Source organism: Azorhizobium sp. AG788 (genome assembly GCF_943371865.1).
Classification (GTDB): Bacteria; Pseudomonadota; Alphaproteobacteria; order Rhizobiales; family Xanthobacteraceae; genus Azorhizobium.
In genome coordinates this window covers 79,407-99,043 of the sequence record NZ_CALRWL010000015.1, presented here as the reverse complement: position 1 = coordinate 99,043, position 19,637 = coordinate 79,407, and the positions used below count along the sequence as shown (strand labels likewise).

Here is a 19,637-nt window from a genome sequence, read left to right as displayed (position 1 = left end):
GGGACGATCGATCCTCTAAGTGAAGGGAAGAAAGGCGACCCGTCCGGCCGCCTTTCGGTCCGGTCCGTCAGCGCGCGCCCTGGGGCGAACGCTGGGCGATGGTGGCTGCGTGCACGGCCGGGACCGGCACGCGGATCGCCATGGCGGAGACCATGCTGATGAGGGCGGCGAACACCACGTAGGCACACACAAGCCACGGCTGGCCGTTGCCCTGGGCGAGCAGATAGGTGGCGATGATGGGGGTGATGCCGCTCGCGACGATGCCCGAGAACTGGTAGACGAACGAGATGCCCGTGTAGCGCACCCGCGCGTCGAACAGATCCGAGAACAATGCGGCTTCCGGCCCGTAGCACATGGCGTAGAGCACCCCGAACGGGAACACGATGCCCAGGGTGATGAGCGGCATGGATCCGGACGACATCAGCCAGAAGGCCGGATAGACCGAGAGCGCCAGCAGCAGCGAGCCCACCGCATAGGTGCGCGGGCGCCCCCAACGGTCGGACAGCTTGCCGAACATCGGGATGGTGAAGACCATCACGAATGCTGCCAGCGTGACCAGCCACAGCGTCTGCGTGCGCGGCACCTTCACGTAATTGGCCAGGTACACGATGGAGAACACGGCGAACACGTTGAAAAACACGCCGTCGATGTAACGCACGCCCATGCCCAGCAACACATTGCGCGGATAATCACGCAGCAGGGTGAAGAATGGGATCGTCGCTTCCTGGTTGTTGGCCTTCACCTGTTCAAAATCGGGAGTTTCATGAACCTTCAGGCGGATGTACATGCCCACGCCCACCAGGGCGATGGAGCCGATGAAGCCGATGCGCCAGCCCCAGGCCATGAATTGTTCATCCGGCAGCATGGACATGAGCGCCGTGACGCCGGAGGCGAGACATAGGCCCAGCGCCAGGCCGATCTGCGGGATCGAAGCGAAGAAGCCGCGCTTGTTCTCCGGGGCATATTCATAAGCCATCAGGACTGCGCCGCCCCATTCGCCGCCGATGCCGATGCCCTGCGCGATGCGCAGAAGCAGCAGCAGGATGGGGGCGGCGACGCCGATCTGCGCATAGGTGGGCAGAAGCCCGATGGCCACCGTGGCCACCCCCATGATCATCAAGGTCATGATGAGCATGCTCTTGCGGCCCAGCTTGTCGCCGAAATGGCCGAAGATCAGGCCCCCGATCGGCCGAGCCACAAAGCCGACGGCGAACGTGGTATAGGCCAGCAGGATCGACACCACCGGATCGTCGCCGGGAAAAAACAGCTTGTTGAAGACGATACCGGCGGCGATGCCGTACAGAAAGAAGTCATACCATTCAATGGTTGCGCCGATAACGCTCGCGCCGACGACCCGCCTTAATTCGCGACTTGAAGCTGCGGATTTCCCTGCCATGGTGTTGTCCTCCCATCCTTGGTTTGTTTCTGGACGTTGTCTCGCCCTGTACTGTTATTCAGACACTCATCCCGGATCATATCGGCGGCTTTTTCTCCGATCATGATCGCGGGAATATTGGTGTTGCCGGATGTCACCGTCGGCATCACGGAGCAATCGGCCACCCACAGGCCATCGACGCCGCGCACGCGCAGATGCGGATCGAGCACCGCCTCGCGATCGTCGCTGGCGCCCATACGGCAGGTGCCGGCGGGGTGGAAAATGGTGGCGCCATATTCGCGGGCGAAGGCCAGCAGGCCCGCATCGTCCGTGACGCAGGGACCGGGGAGATTCTCCTCGGCCACATAGCTGCGCAAGGGATCAGTTGCGGCGAGCAAGCGCGCGAACTTCAGGCTGGCCACCGCGCAGCGCCGGTCGGTCTCGGTGGCGAGATAATTGGCGTTGATCTTCGGTGCGGCCAGGGGATCCGCCGACCCCAGCCGCACCGTGCCGACGCTCTCCGGCCGGAGCTGACACACCGACAGCGTAAAGCCGGAATGCGCATGGACCTTGCCGCCGGCCATGTCCGCCGAGAGGGTGCCGATGTGGAACTGAATGTCCGGCGTCTGGGACTCCGGCAGCACCCGCGTGAACAGCCCGCCCTGGTTGATGCCGATGGCCAGGGGTCCGCCGCGGAACAGCAGATATTCCAACCCCATGCGCAGCCGTCCGAACAGGGAGTTGAGCGCGTCATTGGTGGTGATGGGCTTGGTGCAACGGTAGAGCAGGCGCAGTTGCAGATGATCCTGGAGATTCCCGCCGACACCGGGGCTGTCGACCCGCACCTCGATGCCGTGGTCCTTGAGATGCGCCGCCGGCCCGATGCCGGAGAGCATAAGCAATTGCGGCGATTGCACCGCCCCGGCAGAGAGGATGACCCCGGACTTTGCGTGCAGCGTCTTGATGGCGCCTGGCACACTCACCTCCACGCCACTGGCCCGTGCCCCGTCGAACAGAACGCGGCGGGCCTGGGCCTCGGTGAAGATGGTCAGGTTCGCCCGGCCCCGGGCCGGGGCCAGATAGGCCTTGGCCGCGCTGGCGCGCATGCCGTTGCGAGTGGTGAGCTGGTAATAGCCCACGCCTTCCTGGGAGGCGCCGTTGAAATCGTCGGTTTCCGGCACGCCGAGCGTGCGGCCCGCTGCCTTGACTGCCTCGATCAACTCGTGCTTGCGCGGGATGGAACTGATGGTGACTGGCCCGCTGGCCCCATGCAGGGGATCATTCTTGAAGCGGGTGTTGGTCTCCAGTTTCTTGAAGTAGGGCAACACATCCTGCCAGCCCCAGCCAATGGCGCCCCGCGCCACCCAGCCGTCGAAATCCTCCCGTTGGCCGCGGATCACCACCAGGCCGTTGATGGATGAGCATCCGCCCAGCACCCGGCCGCGCGGCCAGTAGATGCGCCGCCCGTCCATGGTGGGTTCCGGCTCGGTGTGAAAGCGCCAGTTGAGCCGGTCGTCCCACATGGTCTTGCCGTAGCCGATAGGGACGTGAATCCACGGGTTTGTATCCTTCGGACCGGCTTCCACCAGCGCCACCCGGCTCTTGCCGTCCTCGCTGAGGCGATTGGCCAGGACACATCCGGACGACCCCGCGCCGACGACGACGAAGTCGAAGGTTTCCTCGTCTTGCATGGGCAGTTTCCTCTCTGCGAAACCAACGATGCGACGAAGGTATGATGGGAGTCAATCCACTGATCGACACAAAACGTCTCATTAGATGAGATTTGTGTTGTGCAGCGCGCAACGAATGTTGGGCAGTTGCAGCAAAGCCCCCGGGTCGCTTGGACTTGATCTCGCCAGCAACTATGGTGCCGACCTCGGTGCGACGGGTGAGAGCGTGAAATGGCGGAAGTCATTAAAACCCCTGAGAAAAAAGACGGGCCGGACGGGGCATCCGTCATGCTGCGGGCGCTTGATCTGCTCGGCGAGGTGGCCCGTTCCGCAGTGCCGCTCGGGGTGCCCGATCTGTGCGTCCGCCTGGCTTTGCCCAAGCCGACCGTGCATCGCCTGTGTCAGAAGCTCGAAGCCGAGATGTATCTGCTGCGCGACCCCGACGGTCGCCGCTTCACCTCCGGCCCGCGTTTCCTGCGCATGGGCTTTGACATGCTGCGCAATTCCGTCAGCTCAGAGCGACGCGCCATCCTGGCGCAGTTGGTCGACGTGGCCGGCGAGACCTGTAATTTCGTCACGCGCGTCGGCACCGATGCGGTCTATCTTGATCGTGTGGAAGCGGCCTGGCCCCTCCGCATGCACCTGGAAGTCGGATCACGGGTGCCGATGCACTGCACCGCCAGCGGCAAGCTCTTTCTCTCCGCCATGCGTCCATCGCAGCGGCGCCGCATCCTGCAATCGCTGCACCTGAAGGTGAATACGCCCAACACCTTCACCAGCATTCCAGCGCTGGAGCAAGAATTGGAGCGGATCGCGGCGATGGGTTACAGCACTGACGATCAGGAGTTTTTGGAGGGGCTCTGCGGCATCGCGGTGCCGGTCAAGGATTCGCGCGGCGAGGTGGTCGGTGCCGTGGCCTGCCACGGTCCGGTTCCGCGCTTCTCCCTCGACAAGGCCGTCGCGCTGCTTCCGGATATGCGGCAGGCTGCGGACAAGCTCGCCGCAACGCTTTCGGATTGAGACGGACGTATCTTCAGTTTACGATAAAGAACGCTATGTCGTCCGGGTGCTCCATGCGGCCGGCGCGCGCCATCCGTGAGTTCAGATCGGCAACAATACGCGAGATGGACGGGCCTGTAACACCCAGATGCGAGTGCGCATTTAGTACAGCTCGTGTCTGTACTGCGCCTGCCACGAGGGAGAGCGTTGCGGCAAAGATCACGACATCATGAAGGCGCTGAAGATGGTGCATTGCTGCGCGTGGTTCGAATTGGGACAGCGCCATGTTTAGCATAGAGCATTGTGCGTTGCAAAATGAACGCCCGGATCGTCGTGGCGCCGCCGCTCCGACCTCACATGCGCGCGCAGGCCAGTCGGGGGTATCGCTGTCAGTCCGTACCGAAGCGCGCACCCAGGTCAGATGACGTCAACGCATTGAAAAATCTTCGGGATATGCATGCTGACCGGGGTTCGCGGCGGTGCCGATCGGGGCTCCAGCTAGCGCTACGTGATCGGCGTGACGCGCGAGGCGTTAGGATCACGCACGGTCACCGCGCTCGGTGCTCAGGCTCGATGCGCGGTCCGATGGCGGCAGCGTAGCACTATTAAATTCCAATCTCACCGTGCAGGTGCCGCGATGCCGCGCGTGAGAGCCTTGTTGAGCGCGATCGTCAGCGTAAGTGTCACCAAAATCAGGATGAAGGCCAGGACCGCGCCGACAGACCAGTTATTCTTGACGATGATCTCGTCTGAGATGGCAGGCCCCATCATGCGGAAGCGGGGACCGCCCAGCAAGACCGGCGTCGCATAAGCGTTCATGCTCAGGATGAAAGATAGGGTGCAGGCCGCCAGAAGGCCTAGCGCCATCAGCGGCAGGGTGACCAGTCGCCAGGTCTGGAACGGGGTCGCTCCCAGGCTGATCGACGCCTCTTCCACAGCGGGGCTGATGCGCTCCAGAACGCTCTGCAGCGTCAGAACCATGTACGGAAGGTTGACCGCAGCGGCGCCGATGAGCACCGCGGTTCCAGTATATATGATCTTGTAGGGGCCACCGAAGCCAAGGCCGGTGACGATGGTGTTGAACACGCCCCGTTCGCCCAACGCGATCATCCAGCCGATGGCCCGCACGGCATTGCCGACGAAGAGGGGCAGGATCACCGCGAGCAGGAAGACGCTCTTGAAGCGTGACTGGCTCCTCGCCAGGAAATGCGCGATCGGCAGCGCGAAGAACAACGCAAGTGCGGTGATGCCGAGCGCCATGAGGATGGTGGTCAGCAGGATGTCGAGATAATAGGGATCGGCGATCACCTTGACATAGCCGGCGAGGCTGAGCGGGCCTGCGCCATCCGAGGCCGGATACCCCTCGTTGAGGCTGACCCAGAACAGGATCGTGAGCGGCACCAACAAGAAGAGACATGTCAAAGCAAGCGCCGGGCCCAGGAGGCCGGCGGCGGTCAGGCCAGTGCGTAATTTCCGGCTCATGCTTTGAAAACCCGGTCCCACCATTCCTTGTTCGCGCCGTCGGTCTTGGCAATATAGGCGGGGTCGACGTCGAGAAGTTTGCCGCGAAAGGCCTCCGGCAGTTCCATCAGGCGGCTCAGTTGCGGATCCAGCGCATCCAGGCCCGTGCTCGTCGCCGGAGGCGACCACATGGCGGCAGCCCAGCCGGTCTGCGCCTGAACCGTCAGCGACGCATTGATGAACTCGTAGGCCGCATCCTTGTTGCGCGCATTCTTCGGGATGCCGAAGCCCCACCAATCCATCGGCACCCCTTCTTTGGCATAGGCGATCTCGATCGGCACACCCTGGCGTTTCCACATGATGCCGCGCGATTGGATCATCAGGCCGATCCAGCATTCACCGGTCTGCAGGGCCTGCCCGAACGCCTCGTTCGACGGATAGACCTGGACGCCGAGCTTCTTCAGTTCGAGCAGCTTGGCCTTTCCTGGCTCGTAATTGCTCATACTGCCGCCACTGGTCAGCGCGGCGGACGACAGCGCCATGTTGTAGTGCGGATTGATGAGGCCGACCTTATTGGCGTATTTCGGGTTCCAAAGATCGTCATAGGATGACGGCGCCGGTGAGACATGCGCGGGATTGTAGAGGATCGCCCGCGCCGTCACCGTATGCGGGATGGCGTAGCCCGTCTTCACCACCGGAAGGATCTTGTCGTAGGCGGGAATACGGGAGACGTCGAGTTCGTCGAGGAGGCCGTCCTGATAGAGCTGGTAGAGAATAGCGGCCTGATTGTGCACCACGTCATAGGTGCCGCGGGGCAATCGCCGTTCGGCCTGGAGCTTCAGCCGGCGCGGCGCATCGCTCGCAGCTTCGATCACCGTCGCGATGCCCTTGGGCTCGAGAATCGGCTTGACGATGAGATCTTCGATGTAGCGCTGCGTGTCCCCGCCATAGGTCCCCAACACCATGCGCTGCTGTTGGGCAGAAGCAGGACGCGTGCCGAAACCGGCGGCCGCGAGAGCGATGCCGCCGGCGGTAAAGCCACGGCGCGAAAGCGTGATCGGCATCGTCTATCCCCTTCTCGATTATGAATCGGTGACGGCGTAGGCAGTATCTGGCGCGATCTCCACATGGACCTGCTCGCCCTTGCATCGGCGGGGCGCACCGCCCGTTCCCGGGGTCGCCAGCAAGGTTTCGCCCGACTGCAACTGCAAGCGCACCTCGCAGACGGGGCCGAGATAGGTGACTTGCTCCACGGTGGCGGGCAGCGAGGTCGCCGACACTACGTCGACCAACTGGATGGATTCCGGCCGCACGATCGCGGCGCTGCAACCCGCGGTCAGGTTGCGGCAGCTGAGGCGCAGCCCGCTCTCGGTGATGAACGTCGTGCCTTCGCTGCCGCTCCCGTGCAGCACATTCGTGCGGCCGATGAAATCGGCCACGAACAGGTTCGCGGGCGTTTCGTAGATTTCGGTCGGCGTTCCAATCTGCTGGACCTTGCCCTTGTTCATGACGACCAGACGGTCGCCGAGGCTCAGGGCTTCCTCCTGATCGTGGGTCACCATGATGGTGGTGATGCCGAGGTCGCGCTGGAGACGGTGGATCTCGTCGCGGACGTCGTGGCGCAACTTGGCGTCGAGATTGGACAGCGGCTCGTCGAGCAGAAGCAGATCGGGCTCAATCGCGAGCGCGCGGGCGATAGCGACGCGCTGCTGCTGGCCGCCAGACAGTTGCTTGGGCATCCGCTCGCGCAGATGGTCGAGCTTGACCCTGGCGAGTGCAGCCATCGCCTTGGCTTCGACCGTCGCGGAAGGCAGTTTGCGCCGCCGCAGGCCGAAGGCGACGTTGTCGAATACACTGAGATGCGGAAAAATCGCGTAGTTCTGGAAGACGATGCCGAGGTTGCGGCGATAGGGCGGTATGGTGGTCAGGTTGCGCCCACCGATCGCAATCACACCAGCCGTCGGCTCGATGAAGCCGGCGATCATCCGCAGCGTCGTCGTCTTGCCGCAGCCCGACGGGCCGAGGAAGACGATAAACTCGCCCTCCTGGACGTCGAGATCCATGCTCTCGACCGCGGAGAATACGCCATATGCCTTGGAAAGGCCCTGGATCTGCAATCTGGCCACGGCTAGACGACCCTCGTGAGCTTCACGTAGCGGTCTGCGATCAGCAGGCCAGCGGCGATGAGTGCGATTTGGGCGACGGATACGGCAGCGACCGTCGGGTCGAGCTTCCATTCGAGATATTGCAGGATCGCGATCGGCAATGTGGTGGAACCCGGCGCGACCAGGAACAGCGACAGCTCGATGTTGCCGAAGCTGACCACGAAGCTAAACAAGCCCGCCGCCACAACGCCCGACCAGATCAGCGGCAGCGTAACCTTGAACAGCGTGGCGAGCGGTGAGGCTCCCAGCGAGGCGGCCGCCTCCTCGATCGAACCATCGACGCTCGCGAGGTTCGCCAGCAGCAGTCGCACGCACCAGGGAATCGTCATGAGCACATGCGCGAGGCCCAGCGCCCAGAGCGAGCCGACGACCGGCCACGAGGTCGCGATCTCGAACATCACCAGCGTCACATAGATGCCCGCGCCGATGACGATCGTCGGCACGATCAGCGGCGCCGTCAGCAATTGCACGATCGAGCCCGCGAGGCGGGAACGCGCATGCCGCAGTGCGATTGTCGCCGGAACCGAAACCGCAAGCCCCAATGCCGTCGCGATCAACGCCACATAGAGGCTGAACATGAAGCTCTCGGCGAAGCGCCCTCGTGTAAAGGCGGCGGCGTACCAGTCGAGTGTGTAGCCCTGCGGAGGAAGGTAGGGGATCTCGTTAGAAAAGAAGCTCATCCAGACGACGAAGATCAGCGGCAGCAGGAGATAGGCGAAGCCCGCCGCCGTCCAGACCGCCATCAGTGTCTTGTTCAGCCTGTCCATTGCGCTCCTCCGGAAGCGATGGCGATCGTCAATGACGTCGCGCTCGCAGGCCACCGCCCTTCAACTCGTCCGTCGCGTGCCGCCATCGCGCTCACCGGACCGGAAAGATCAACCGCGAGCCGCGCTCGCCGCCGATATGGACCTGCAGGCGCGGCGGACGGCCATGGGGCATCTGACTGCAGTGATCGGCATCGGCGCCGGAGATCGACAACCTGATCCGACTGCCAGAGGCGAACCGCCAGCTGATCGGCAGCAGCGGAATGCGCAGGGTCTCGGTGCCGTCGACGGGCATGGGCGAGGCATCCGCCCGTGCAAAGCTGCGGAACGGCCAACTGGTCCGATATCGCGAGGGGGCCGGCGACAGCTTGCGGTGCAGCAGACGCAGAAGGCCTTCCGTCACATAGCGTTCGCGACCATCGGCCTCGACTTCGGCCAGATAGAGAAACAGGTGGGCATCCGGCTCGCTCGTCGACAAGGTCAGATCACAGAGCACGTGGCCGGCGAATTCAAGCGGTTGCTCGAGCGGCTGCGACGTGTAGCGCAGCATCTTGTCGCTGCGGCCATCCCAATCCTGATAATAGTCGGTGATCGCGACGCCGGCGATCCGCTCGTAGCGGGTGTGCCCGCCAGTACCGATCGCGAAATCAACCTTGTATTCGTCGCAGCCGGAGTCCTGAGCGGAGGCGCCGAGCGAATGTCCGGTGCCGAAAAAGAAGGTGGTCTCGCTGCCCGCTGGAGGCCAGACCTCGCTGGCCCGCCATTCCTGCGCGTGGATGCAGAAATAGTGGACCGGCTTCTCCTGCGTCAAACCCGTGTCGATGCCCTTCAGATAGGTGTCGAAGAAGCGCAGCACTTCGCCAAGAACGGGGAAGTCTGCCGCCGCATTGCGGCGCCAGGGCGAGATATCGGAGCGCGCCCCATGGTCCCAGGGACCGAGCAGGAGGTGTCGTGGATTGTCTTCGAGCGTCAGGAAGCGAGAGATCGCGCCATTGGCGTAGCCCGCGCCGTCATACCAGCCCGAGACCGAAAGAACGGCGACATCAGAGGCGATGCCGTCGGAATAGGAATAGGGGCTGAACGAGGCGGAGCTGAACCCCGCATCATAGGCCAGCGGCTCTTCGCGGAACTTGAATTCCGCCATGAAGTCGGTCTGCCGGAAATTTCCAAGATGCTCCGTGATGGCATCGACGAGAAGCGTACCGTCGGCATCCTCGTCGACCGGCTGAGGCCCTTCGAAGTCGGGATTGTTGTAATAGGCGAAGGGCTTGAGCACGTCGCGACGATCATGATCCAGCCCGATCATCATGGCGTCGTAGAGTTTCGTCAGCGCTTTTAGATGCACGCCACCCGGATAGTAGTTGTCGGCATAGGTATCCCATACGCCGAAGAGGGGCGCGATCGCCTTGACGGCCGGATGGCCGGTCGAGGCCAGGAAGTCGGACGCCGCGCCGAGATAGGAGATGCCGGTGGCTCCGATGATCCCGTTCGACCAGGGCTGGCCGACGATCCAGTCCGCGATGGAGCGGCTGTCTCTGCGCTCGTTGGGGGAGCGGAAGCTGTCCCGCGTACCGAAGCTCGCCCCGGTGCCGCGCACATCGATCACCACCAGCGCGTAGCCATGGGGAACGAACAAATCGCGATAGAGCGCGACGTTGGCCGCGCCGTCGGCGGTGCCTCCGGCCCGGATCTTGAAGCGCCGGAAATAGGGCGTGAAGATCGTGATCGCGGGAAAGCGCCCCGGCGTGTCGGCAGCGGGCGAGGTCGGCTGCGGCAGGTAGAGATCGACCGCGATCCGGCAGCCGTCCGGCATCGTCACATAGCAGGAGCGGGGCTGTGTCACCCGGAAAGCCTGCGGAGTCCGGGCGAGATAGTCCGTGGGCGTCACCGCCCAGGCGCTGGCATATTCGTCCTGCAGGCTCATGATGGCTGGCTGCCCCCGTTCGAGCCAGCATCGAACCACGCCGATTATGTGTCAAATGCGTAATAAAGCAATTTAACTGCGTTTTTCGCACTAAGTGGGCGCGGGGCATAAGGCGTCAGGTTTGGCCGATCGACGCCTTGCGCTTCTGAGCAACCTGCCGGATTTCCGCGCACAGCAGTTTCGTCAGTGGCGAAAGCTCAATCCAGGTGGGAAAGACGAAGCCGTATCGGATGGTCAGCTTCGGCCTGAACGGGCGCATGACAAGGCCCGGCTCGCCCACCGAACTTGCGATCAGCGGGTCGGCAATGCTGCAGCCGAGGCCGCCAGCAGCCATCTGCGCCGCGATGAAACCGTTTGGGGCCTGGAAGCGGATGGTGAGAGCCTGGCCTCGTTCCTGCGCGAGGGATTCGATGAAACTGCGCACGGCCGAGCGCGGGTGCTGCATGGTCAGGTCGTAATCCGCCAGCATCTCGAACTCGACCACGTCCCGCGCCGCGAGCGGATGGTCCTTTCGCATGGCGCAGACCACATCGACCTCCACCAATTCCTCGGTCCGAAAGGCGGAATTCTGCACCGGCAAACTGGAGATGCCGAGGTCGAAGCTCTCGTTCTCGATCCATTCCTCGATGTCGAGACGGATCCGGGAATCAAGTTCGACCGTGAGTTCCGGATGCTGAACAGCCAATGCCGCCACAGCATCAATGACGATCGCCCGAGCCAAGAATGGCGCGGTCAAAATTCTCACATGGACGCGATCGACCGATCTGAGTTGTCGAGCGACCTTGTCGAGGCGTTCGACGCCGGCCATCGCGGTTTGCGCCTGAAGCGCGAAGTTGCGGCCTTCGCGGGTCAGTTCCAGCGGTCGCGTGGTCCGATCAAAGAGCGGAAAACCGAGATCGGCCTCCAGCGCGTTCAAGAGCCGGCCCACCTGCGGCGGGGTACGGCCGAGCCGTTCCGCCGCGCGCAGCACCGAGCCTGCCTGAACGAAGGCACAGAGCGCCTCCAGTCCGCGAAAGTTCATCCAGTCCGTCCCCGCCGACTCCCGAGGGTCGCGAGCGATCCCGAAAAGAAAGACGATGTCAAATCATGGCAAGTTCATATGCGCCATGAATCAGAGCCCAAGCGCGTCCCGTGGTCAGATCACATCACCTCATTGAAAAACACCGGGATAGTCACGCTGCCCGCGGTTCGCGTCGGCGCGGCTCGGGACACCAGCGATATTCGAAAGGTATGAGCGATATTAAATGCTTCGGCCATTTTAGTCGGGATCCAGTCACCGCGCTTATACACACCTGGACACGTCCCAGCCGTCAGGTCTGGTACCGAACGGCCGATCATCACCTGTCTGAATATCGTTCGGACCTCCCGCCCTCCTGCCAATCCATCACCACGTCTCGGCCGAGCGGGTCTCGTGGGCTCGCTCATGAGGAGGATTGGGTGCCACGGAGAGACGCACCGTCCTGGCAATATCATATGTATACATATAACTTTTTGGATATTTAGCAGAGAAAACTATATATTTGACTGTATGGGTAGCCGCCCGGACACTGCACCTCATCGGATGTGGATTGATGCCGAAACCCGGGTGATGAGCGAATGTCGCAGATAGTGATTCAGGACTGGAAGGCGCGAGCTGAGGCCCTTTCGATCCCCACCCAAGCCTATATCGGCGGGACCTTCGTTCCGGCCCTCTCCGGCAAGGTGTTTCCCTGCGTCTTTCCAGGAACGGGCCAACCCATTGCCCAGGTCGCGGCCTGTGCGGCGGAAGACATCGATCAGGCGGTGCGCTCGGCCCGGGCGGCGTTTGAAAGCGGCGTATGGTCCCGCATGGCACCTGCTGATCGAAAGCGCATCATGTTGCGCTTCGCGGAGCTGATCCTGGCCAATCGCGAGGAGTTGGCCCTGCTCGAGACGTTGAACGTGGGCAAGCCCATCTCCAGTTCGCTCAATGGCGACATCCCCAGCGCGGCCAATTGCATCGCCTTCTATGGCGAGGCCATCGACAAGATCTATGGTGAGGTGGCCCCCTCAGCGCCGGACATGACCACCCTGGTGATGCGCGAGCCGCTGGGCGTGGTCGGTGCCGTTGTGCCGTGGAACTATCCCCTGTCCATGACCGCCTGGAAGGTGGGCCCGGCCCTCGCTGCGGGCAATTCGGTGATCGTGAAGCCGGCGGAACAGTCTCCCTTCACCGCCCTGCGCATGGCGCAATTGGCCACGGAAGCCGGCGTGCCGCCGGGCGTGCTCAATGTGGTACCCGGCTATGGCGAGACCGCCGGCCAGGCGCTCGGCCTGCACATGGATGTGGACTGCGTGACCTTCACCGGCTCCACCGAGGTGGGCAAGCTGTTCCTGACCTATGCCGGCCGCTCCAATGCCAAGCGCGTCAGCCTGGAACTGGGGGGCAAGTCGCCCCAGATCGTGCTCGCCGACTGCGACGATCTTGATGCCGCCGCCCGCGCGGTGGCGGGGGGCATCTTCACCAATGCCGGCCAGGTCTGCAATGCGGGCTCCCGGCTGATCGTAGAAGACAGCATCCGCGAGGAGTTCCTGGAGCGCGTGGCCGCCATCGCCAAGGCTCTGCGCCCCGGCGATCCGCTCAACCCGGACACCAAGCTCGGCCCCCTGGTCAGCGCCCCGCAGATGGCCCGCGTGATGGGTTATATCGAAGGCGGCACGGCCGCCGGGGCGCGGATCATCGCCGGCGGCAACCGCGCGCTCACCGAAACCGGCGGCTACTATGTCGAGCCCACCATCTTCGATGCCGTGGACAATGCCATGGCCATCGCCCAGGAAGAGGTGTTCGGCCCGGTGCTGGCCACCATTGCGGTGAAGAGTTTCGAAGAGGCCGTAAGCGTCGCCAACGACACCATCTATGGCCTCGCCGCCTCCATCTGGACCCGGGATGTGAAGAAGGCTCATCGCGCGGCGCGGGCCATCCGGGCCGGCGTGGTGTGGGTGAACTGCTTCGACAAGGGCACCATGTCCGTGCCGTTCGGCGGCTTCAAGCAGTCCGGCTTCGGACGCGACAAGTCCCTGCATGCCATCGAGAAATACATGGACCTGAAGGCAGTCTGGTTCGCGACCTGATCCGGTTGTCCGGTTGGTGAGGGGAATGGCAATGAGCAAAGCACATACAACGCAGGGACCGGGTTCCAGCGGCATTTCCCGCCGTTCGGTACTCATCGGCGCCTCGGCGGCACTGGCGGCGCCACTGGTGATTACCGGCCGCGCCCGCGCCGACAGTACCATCACCGTCACCTGCTGGGGTGGCGACTACCACGCCGGCGTTGAGCGCGTGTTCGCCAAGCCCTTCACCGCCGAGACCGGCATTCCCGTGCGGCTGGTGGACAATGCGGATCTCGCCCGCATGAAGGCCCAGGTGGAGAGCGGCCGGCTGGACTGGGACGTGTTCGACAGCGTCGGCCCGCAGATCACCGCCGGTGCCAAGGACAATCTATGGGAGCCGGTGGACGCCAAGATCGTCGATCGCTCGGATCTGTTCGTGCCCGGCGGCCCCACCTATGTGGGCACCTATATGTTCGCAGGCGGCCTCGCCTTCGACCCCAAGCGCACCCCGGCCGAGAAGGCCCCCGCCGACTTCAAGGCGTTCTGGGATGTGAAGGCCTTTCCCGGCCGGCGGGGCCTGCGCCCGCGCATCAGCGAGACCCTGGAGATGGCGCTGATCGCCAGCGGCGTGGAGCCCGCGAAGCTCTATCCCCTGGATGTGGAGCGGGGCTTTGCCGCTCTCGACAAGATCAAGCCGCATATCAAGAAGTGGATCGAGACCACGCCGCAGACCGTCACCTTGGTCACGGCCAATGAGATCGACTTCTCCTACAGCTACATCAGCCGGGTGCGTCCGGCGGAGATCGCCGGCGCCTCCATCGCCATCTCCACCAAGCAGACGCTGAACTCGCTGGAATATCTGGCGGTGGCCAAGGGCACGACCAATCGCGAGGCCGCCATGCGCTACCTGGCCTTCTGCCTGCGCCCCGACCGGCAGACGGCATTTGCCGAGGCCCTGTTCTTCAGCCCCAATTCGAAGGCCGGCCTGGCCGCCGCCAGCCCCGCCGCCCGTCAATACATGCCGGACCTGCAGAACCCCGCCAATGCGGTGGTGAACGATGAGTGGTGGTTCGACAATTACGCCAAGCTGCAGAAGCGCTTTACCGAGTGGCTGCTGATCTGAGCCCGCGCAAGACGGGGCCAGCGGGCGCGAGCAGGCGCCGCTGACAACCGGCCCCGTGCCCGGCATCCTGCGGAATGGGGCTGTATCGCCCCGCTCCTGTCTGTCCGGTCCGCTTCGCTCGCGCCAGGGCGCGTGATCCCGCGTCCTGGCGCCCATCGCCATCGAGGTCATTTGCGATGAACCATGCCCTCGAGACCCGCTATGCGGCGGTGCTGCTGGCGCCGCTCCTGCTGGTGATGCTGCTGTTCTTCCTGCTGCCGGCGCTGTCCATCATCTGGACCAGCCTGCATGGCGCGCAGCTCGACCTCTCCACCTATGGCGAACTGCTCACCAGCACCTTGTTCCGGAAGGTGCTGGGGACGACGCTGGAGATCGGGCTTGAGGCGACCGCCGTCACCCTGGTCATCGGCTACGCCATCGCCATGCATCTGGCCCGGCTGCCCCCGCGCAGCCGTGCGGTGATGATGATATTCGTGATGCTGCCGTTCTGGACCAGCATCCTGGTGAAAAGCTTCGCCTTTACCATCGTGCTCGGCGATGCGGGCCTCGTGAACCGCGCCATCGCCTTTGTGTTCGGCAATACCGAGCCGATCCAGCTGCTGTTCAACCGCACCGGCGTCTTGCTGGGCATGCTGAATTTCCTGCTGCCCTTCATGGTGTTGCCGATCTTGAGCAACCTCCTGGCTCAGGATCCCGCTTTGCAACGGGCCGCACAGACCATGGGCGCGGGGCCGGTGCGCATCTTCCTGCGGGTGACGCTGCCGCTGAGCCTGCCGGGGGTGCTGTCCGGCGTGCTCATGTGCCTGTCACTGTCCATCGGCTCCTACATCACCCCGGCGCTGCTGGGCGGACGCACCGACATGATGCTGGCCAACCTGGTGGACTTCTACACCCGCCAGACCCTGGACTGGCCCGCCGCCTCCGCCATCGCCGTGATCCTCCTCGCCATCACCGGCGTCATCGTCGCGCTGCTGAGCCGCGTGCGCGGCGGCAATGCCGAAGTTCTGTGAGGGCGCCCCATGAATGACCTCATCGATCGCGCGACCCGCTTCTGGCGCGCCACCGGCGGCGCGGTGGCCTGGGCCGGCTTTCTGTTCCTGCTGATGCCGACGCTGATCATCATCCCGGTGTCGCTCAATGGTTCGCAGCAGCTCGCCTTTCCGCCGGAGCGGATTTCGCTGGCGCTGTTCGCCCAGTTCTTCTCCGATCCGTCCTGGTGGGGCGCGGCGCTGCAGAGCCTGAAGATCGCCCTCGCCTCCACCGCGCTCACCATGGTGCTGGCGGTGCCCGCCGCTTATGCCCTGGTGCGAGGCAGCTTCTTCGGCCGCCGCAGCCTGAACCTGTTCCTGATGAGCCCCATTCTCGTGCCGGTGGTGGTGCTCGGCCTGGGCTTCTATCTCAACTTCAACACCTTCCGCATCGGCGGCACCGACCTGGCCCTCATCCTCTCCCACACCGTGCTGATCGCCCCCTTCGTGGTGGTGTCGGTGAGTGCGGGCCTGCGCCAGATCGAGCCGGCGCTGGAGACCGCGGCCATCATCATGGGCGCCACGCGGGCCACGGTGTTCTTCCGGGTGGTGCTGCCGCAGATCCACGAATCCCTGATCGTCGGAGCGCTGCTCGCCTTCCTCATCTCGTTCGACGAGGTGGTGGCCTCCTATTTCGTCGCCGGCCCCGCCACCACCACCCTGCCGGTGAAGATGTACAGCGCCCTGCGGTGGGAGATTTCCCCGGTCATCGCCGCCGTGTCCGCCATGCTGACGGTGCTCTCCCTCGTGTTCAGCATCGCCCTGATCTACCTGCGCAAGACTCCCCGAGGTCACTGATGTCCAAGGACCACGTCCTTTCCACGCCCGTCCCCCCCGTCCAGGATCGCTTGGCTGCCATCGAGGCCGCGCCCCTGCCGGCCAACATCGCCGCTCTGCTGGCGCAGGCCGCCGCGGACGTGCCCGACCAGCTGGCCTGGCATTTCTTCGAGAGCGACGAGCGCGCCACCTATCAGGAGATGAAGGCCGGTGTTCATGCCCTCGCCCACGGCATGGCCCGGCACGGCATCACCAAGGGCACGCGGGTGGCGGTGATGCTGCCCAACATCGCCGCCTTTCCCCTTACCTGGCTGGCGCTGGGCGTCATCGGCGCGGTGATGGTGCCGGTGAATGCCAGCTATCGGGCGCGCGAACTGGCCTATGTGGTCAATGACAGTGAGGCCGAATTCATCGTGCTGCATGAGAGCGTGCAGTCGGTGTTCGAGGCGGGACGCGCTGACGGCTCGGTCACGCTGCCGGTGGCGCGGGCCCTGCTGGTGGGCCAGGAGAGCGCCGGCTATGCCTCCTGGGAGGCCTGCCTCGTGGGGTCATCGGGAGACTTCATGCCCGCGGAGCCCATCGGCCATGATGATCTGCTGAACATTCAATACACATCCGGCACCACGGGCTATCCCAAGGGCTGCCTGCTGCCGCAGGACTATTGGCTGGTGGCCGGCAAGGTCAACGCCACCCGCGACGGGCGCACCTATGGGCGCATCCTGGCCTCGACCCCGTTCTTCTACATGGACCCGCAATGGCTGCTGCTGATGACGCTCTATCAGCGCGGCACGCTCTATGTAGCCGCACGGCAGAGCGCCTCGCGCTTCATGTCCTGGGTGCGGGACTATGAGATCAATTTCTGCCTGCTGCCCTTCCTCGCCTTCAAGCAGCCGCCGCATCCGGACGACGCCCGCAATGCCATCGTGCGGGCCAATGTCTACGGCCTGCCCAAGGCCATGCATGCGGCGGTGGAGGCGCGCTTCAATCTGGTGGCCCGCGAAGCCTTCGGCATGACCGAACTGGGACCGACCCTGTTCATGCCCATCGAGGCCACCGACAAGGTGGGCTCCGGCTCCTGCGGCCGGCCGGGTCCGTTCCGCGAATGCAAGGTGGTGAATGCGGACGGCCAGCCGGTGCAACCGGGCGAGGAGGGCGAACTGGTGGTGCGCGGCAAGGGCATCTTCCGCGGCTATTACAATCGCCCGGAGGCCACGGCCGATGCCTTTCTGGATGGCTGGTTCCGCACCGGTGATGTGTTCCGCGTGGATGGGGAGGGCTATTTCACCATCGTCGGGCGCACCAAGGACATGATCCGCCGCTCCAGCGAGAATATCGCCGCCCGCGAGGTGGAAGGTGTGCTGCAGGCCTCCGGCGTGGTGATGGAGGCGGCCGTCCTGGGCGTGCCCGACGAGACCCGCGGCGAGGAGATCAAGGCCTATCTGGTACTGGAAGACGACCAGGCGCCGGACGCCGCCACGCTGGAGACCATCATCCTCCACTGCCAGCGCAATCTGGCGCCGTTCAAGGTTCCGCGCTTCTACGAATTCCGCAAGGCGCTGCCGAAGACACCATCGCTCAAGGTTGCCAAGCACATGCTGAAAGCGGAGCAGGCGGATTTGCGGGCCGGCGCCTATGACCGGGTGACCTCCTCCTGGCAGCAGACGAGCGCGACCCATGTCTGACACCTCCTATGACGCGCTCATCATCGGCGCCGGGCACAATGGCCTGGTGTGCGGGGCCTATCTGGCCCGCAGCGGCATGAAGGTGCTGGTGCTGGAGCGCCGCCCCTTGATCGGCGGCGCCTGCGTCACCGAGGAGGTGTGGCCCGGCTACAAGGTCTCCACCGCCTCTTATGTGATGGCGCTGTTGCAGCCCAAGGTGATCCTCGATCTGGAGCTGGCCCGCTACGGCTATGAAGTGCTCAAGCCGCCGCCGCTGTTCCAGCCGTTTCCGGACGGGCGTTCGCTCACCTTCTGGGACGAGGAGGCCAAGACCTGCGCGGAGATCGCCAAATTCTCCGCCAAGGATGCCGCCGCCTATCCGCTGTTCCGCCGCCACATGCGCCAGCTGGCGCCGATCATGCGCGAGATCATCTGGGACACGCCGTTTAACGTCTCCACCCAGCCGCGCGACCTGCTCGCCGCCGCCCGCTTCCTGTGGAAGAAGCGCGGCTTCGTGGGCCAGTTCTACCAGATCTACGATCTGCTCACCCTGAGCGCCTATGACGTGCTCAGCCAGTGGTTCGAGAGCGACGAGATCCGCGCTGCGCTGGGTTTCTACGCCACCGGTGGCGGCGGCAGCGCGAGCTTGCGCACACCGGGCACGGGCTATGTGCTGCTGCGGCCGCTGGTGCGCGATCACGAAACCGCGGCCGGAACCTGGGGCTTCGTCCGGGGCGGCATGGGCGCCATCAGCGACGCCATCGCCCGCTCGGGCGCCGCCCACGGGATGGAGGTGCGCACCGATGCCGAGGTCAGCCGCCTGCTGGTCGAGAATGGCCGCGCCGCCGGCGTGGTTCTGGCCTCGGGGGAGGAGATCAGGGCGCGGCGCGTGGCCGCCAATGCCAGCGCCCGCACCACTTTCACCCGCCTCGTGGACCCGGCCCTGCTCCCGGAGGGCTTCACCCACGCCATTTCCGGCCTGCGGGCACGCGGCTCCGTCTACAAGGTGCATCTGGCGCTGGACGACCTGCCGCGCTTTTCCGCCTTCGACGCCAGCGCCGCCGGCTTCCCCTACCCGGCCCAGGTGCGCATCGGGCCGACCATCGACTATCTCGAACGGAGTTTCGATCCGGCCAAATATGGCGACTATGCCCGTCAGCCCTTCATGATCGCCATGACGCCCACCGCCGTGGACGACACGCTGGCCCCGCCCGGCCAGCATTTCATGAGCATCATGGCCGGCCATGCGCCCTACGATCTGCGCGGCGGCTGGACCGATGCCGCGCGCGAGGCGATCGGCGATGCGGTCGTCGATACGCTGGAGACCTATGCGCCGGGCCTACGCGATCTGGTGCGCCATCGCCACATTTATACCCCCGCCGACCTGGAGCGCGTGTTCGACCTGCCCGGCGGGCATGTGCACCATGCGGAAATCAGCGCCGACCAGATGTTCATGCGCCGGCCGGCGCCCGGCTTTGCCGATTATCGCACCCCGGTGCCGGGCCTCTATCTGTGCAGCTCCTCCGTCCATCCCGGCGGCGGCGTCACCGGCGTGCCGGGGCACAATGCGGCCCGAGAGATCATCCACGACGCCAAGCGCCGATAGTGTGGCGCGGCCTTG

15 protein-coding genes are annotated in these 19,637 nt (G+C 64.4%); 7 read left to right on the top strand and 8 right to left on the bottom strand.

What is annotated here, in order from left to right:
- Positions 1-67 precede the first annotated feature (67 nt).
- Together AAG816_RS11315 and AAG816_RS11310 are read right to left on the bottom strand one after the other, a co-directional pair.
- Positions 68-1,396 (bottom strand): MFS transporter, encoded by a 1,329-nt coding sequence (locus tag AAG816_RS11315; protein ID WP_341989724.1) that lies wholly within the window; start codon positions 1,394-1,396, stop codon positions 68-70.
- Positions 1,360-3,066 carry a GMC family oxidoreductase N-terminal domain-containing protein gene (locus AAG816_RS11310; RefSeq protein ID WP_341989723.1) on the bottom strand — a complete coding sequence of 569 codons (1,707 nt, stop codon included), beginning with the start codon at positions 3,064-3,066 and terminating at the stop codon, positions 1,360-1,362. The genes AAG816_RS11315 and AAG816_RS11310 overlap by 37 nt, the downstream gene beginning before the upstream one ends.
- 210 nt (positions 3,067-3,276) lie before the next feature.
- Between AAG816_RS11310 and AAG816_RS11305 the strand changes: the two genes are divergently transcribed.
- The gene (locus AAG816_RS11305; protein WP_341989722.1) at positions 3,277-4,065 is read left to right on the top strand and encodes an IclR family transcriptional regulator; all 789 of its coding nucleotides are present in this window, start codon (positions 3,277-3,279) and stop codon (positions 4,063-4,065) included.
- A gap of 597 nt (positions 4,066-4,662) precedes the next feature.
- On the opposite strand, the gene AAG816_RS11300 is transcribed toward AAG816_RS11305, so the two are convergent.
- The 6 genes from AAG816_RS11300 to AAG816_RS11275 form a co-directional block, all read right to left on the bottom strand.
- Entirely contained in the window at positions 4,663-5,526 is an 864-nt protein-coding gene (locus tag AAG816_RS11300; RefSeq protein WP_341989721.1) for an ABC transporter permease, read from the bottom strand.
- Positions 5,523-6,569: an extracellular solute-binding protein gene (locus AAG816_RS11295; RefSeq protein ID WP_341989720.1), complete on the bottom strand. Its 1,047-nt coding sequence runs from the start codon at positions 6,567-6,569 to the stop codon at positions 5,523-5,525. The genes AAG816_RS11300 and AAG816_RS11295 overlap by 4 nt, the downstream gene beginning before the upstream one ends.
- An 18-nt stretch (positions 6,570-6,587) precedes the next feature.
- Positions 6,588-7,568 carry an ABC transporter ATP-binding protein gene (locus AAG816_RS11290; protein ID WP_341989719.1) on the bottom strand — a complete coding sequence of 327 codons (981 nt, stop codon included), beginning with the start codon at positions 7,566-7,568 and terminating at the stop codon, positions 6,588-6,590.
- A 65-nt stretch (positions 7,569-7,633) separates the two neighbouring features.
- A complete protein-coding gene (locus tag AAG816_RS11285) occupies positions 7,634-8,437 on the bottom strand; it encodes an ABC transporter permease (RefSeq protein WP_341989718.1) in 804 nt (267 codons plus the stop codon).
- 91 nt (positions 8,438-8,528) lie between these two features.
- A complete protein-coding gene (locus AAG816_RS11280; protein ID WP_341989717.1) occupies positions 8,529-10,358 on the bottom strand; it encodes a CocE/NonD family hydrolase in 1,830 nt (609 codons plus the stop codon).
- 115 nt (positions 10,359-10,473) lie between these two features.
- Positions 10,474-11,379, bottom strand: coding sequence for a LysR family transcriptional regulator (locus tag AAG816_RS11275; RefSeq protein WP_341989716.1), 906 nt, complete (start codon positions 11,377-11,379; stop codon positions 10,474-10,476).
- Between the two features lie 575 nt (positions 11,380-11,954).
- Between AAG816_RS11275 and AAG816_RS11270 the strand changes: the two genes are divergently transcribed.
- The 6 genes from AAG816_RS11270 (at position 11,955) to AAG816_RS11245 (ending at position 19,622) form a co-directional block, all read left to right on the top strand.
- The gene (locus AAG816_RS11270; protein ID WP_341989715.1) at positions 11,955-13,448 is read left to right on the top strand and encodes an aldehyde dehydrogenase; all 1,494 of its coding nucleotides are present in this window, start codon (positions 11,955-11,957) and stop codon (positions 13,446-13,448) included.
- 31 nt (positions 13,449-13,479) lie between these two features.
- Complete coding sequence (locus tag AAG816_RS11265; protein ID WP_341989714.1) at positions 13,480-14,550, top strand: ABC transporter substrate-binding protein; 1,071 nt, start codon at positions 13,480-13,482, stop codon at positions 14,548-14,550.
- Positions 14,551-14,726: 176 nt separating this feature from the next.
- Positions 14,727-15,560, top strand: coding sequence for an ABC transporter permease (locus AAG816_RS11260; RefSeq protein WP_341989713.1), 834 nt, complete (start codon positions 14,727-14,729; stop codon positions 15,558-15,560).
- Positions 15,561-15,569: 9 nt separating this feature from the next.
- Positions 15,570-16,376, top strand: a complete 807-nt coding sequence (locus AAG816_RS11255) for an ABC transporter permease (protein WP_341989712.1) — start codon at positions 15,570-15,572, stop codon at positions 16,374-16,376.
- The gene (locus AAG816_RS11250; protein WP_341989711.1) at positions 16,376-18,037 is read left to right on the top strand and encodes an AMP-binding protein; all 1,662 of its coding nucleotides are present in this window, start codon (positions 16,376-16,378) and stop codon (positions 18,035-18,037) included. Before AAG816_RS11255 ends, AAG816_RS11250 begins: the two co-directional genes overlap by 1 nt.
- Positions 18,030-19,622: an NAD(P)/FAD-dependent oxidoreductase gene (locus tag AAG816_RS11245; protein WP_341989710.1), complete on the top strand. Its 1,593-nt coding sequence runs from the start codon at positions 18,030-18,032 to the stop codon at positions 19,620-19,622. Before AAG816_RS11250 ends, AAG816_RS11245 begins: the two co-directional genes overlap by 8 nt.
- Positions 19,623-19,637 lie beyond the last annotated feature (15 nt).

Excerpts from the sequence above, each read along its gene's own strand:
- AAG816_RS11315 (WP_341989724.1), bottom strand. The coding sequence starts at position 1,396 with ATGGCAGGGAAATCCGCAGCTTCAAGTCGCGAATTAAGGCGGGTCGTC.
- AAG816_RS11310 (WP_341989723.1), bottom strand. The coding sequence starts at position 3,066 with ATGCAAGACGAGGAAACCTTCGACTTCGTCGTCGTCGGCGCGGGGTCG.
- AAG816_RS11305 (WP_341989722.1), top strand. The coding sequence starts at position 3,277 with ATGGCGGAAGTCATTAAAACCCCTGAGAAAAAAGACGGGCCGGACGGG.
- AAG816_RS11300 (WP_341989721.1), bottom strand. The coding sequence starts at position 5,526 with ATGAGCCGGAAATTACGCACTGGCCTGACCGCCGCCGGCCTCCTGGGC.
- AAG816_RS11295 (WP_341989720.1), bottom strand. The coding sequence starts at position 6,569 with ATGCCGATCACGCTTTCGCGCCGTGGCTTTACCGCCGGCGGCATCGCT.
- AAG816_RS11290 (WP_341989719.1), bottom strand. The coding sequence starts at position 7,568 with ATGGATCTCGACGTCCAGGAGGGCGAGTTTATCGTCTTCCTCGGCCCG.
- AAG816_RS11285 (WP_341989718.1), bottom strand. The coding sequence starts at position 8,437 with ATGGACAGGCTGAACAAGACACTGATGGCGGTCTGGACGGCGGCGGGC.
- AAG816_RS11280 (WP_341989717.1), bottom strand. The coding sequence starts at position 10,358 with ATGAGCCTGCAGGACGAATATGCCAGCGCCTGGGCGGTGACGCCCACG.
- AAG816_RS11275 (WP_341989716.1), bottom strand. The coding sequence starts at position 11,379 with ATGAACTTTCGCGGACTGGAGGCGCTCTGTGCCTTCGTTCAGGCAGGC.
- AAG816_RS11270 (WP_341989715.1), top strand. The coding sequence starts at position 11,955 with ATGTCGCAGATAGTGATTCAGGACTGGAAGGCGCGAGCTGAGGCCCTT.
- AAG816_RS11265 (WP_341989714.1), top strand. The coding sequence starts at position 13,480 with ATGAGCAAAGCACATACAACGCAGGGACCGGGTTCCAGCGGCATTTCC.
- AAG816_RS11260 (WP_341989713.1), top strand. The coding sequence starts at position 14,727 with ATGAACCATGCCCTCGAGACCCGCTATGCGGCGGTGCTGCTGGCGCCG.
- AAG816_RS11255 (WP_341989712.1), top strand. The coding sequence starts at position 15,570 with ATGAATGACCTCATCGATCGCGCGACCCGCTTCTGGCGCGCCACCGGC.
- AAG816_RS11250 (WP_341989711.1), top strand. The coding sequence starts at position 16,376 with ATGTCCAAGGACCACGTCCTTTCCACGCCCGTCCCCCCCGTCCAGGAT.
- AAG816_RS11245 (WP_341989710.1), top strand. The coding sequence starts at position 18,030 with ATGTCTGACACCTCCTATGACGCGCTCATCATCGGCGCCGGGCACAAT.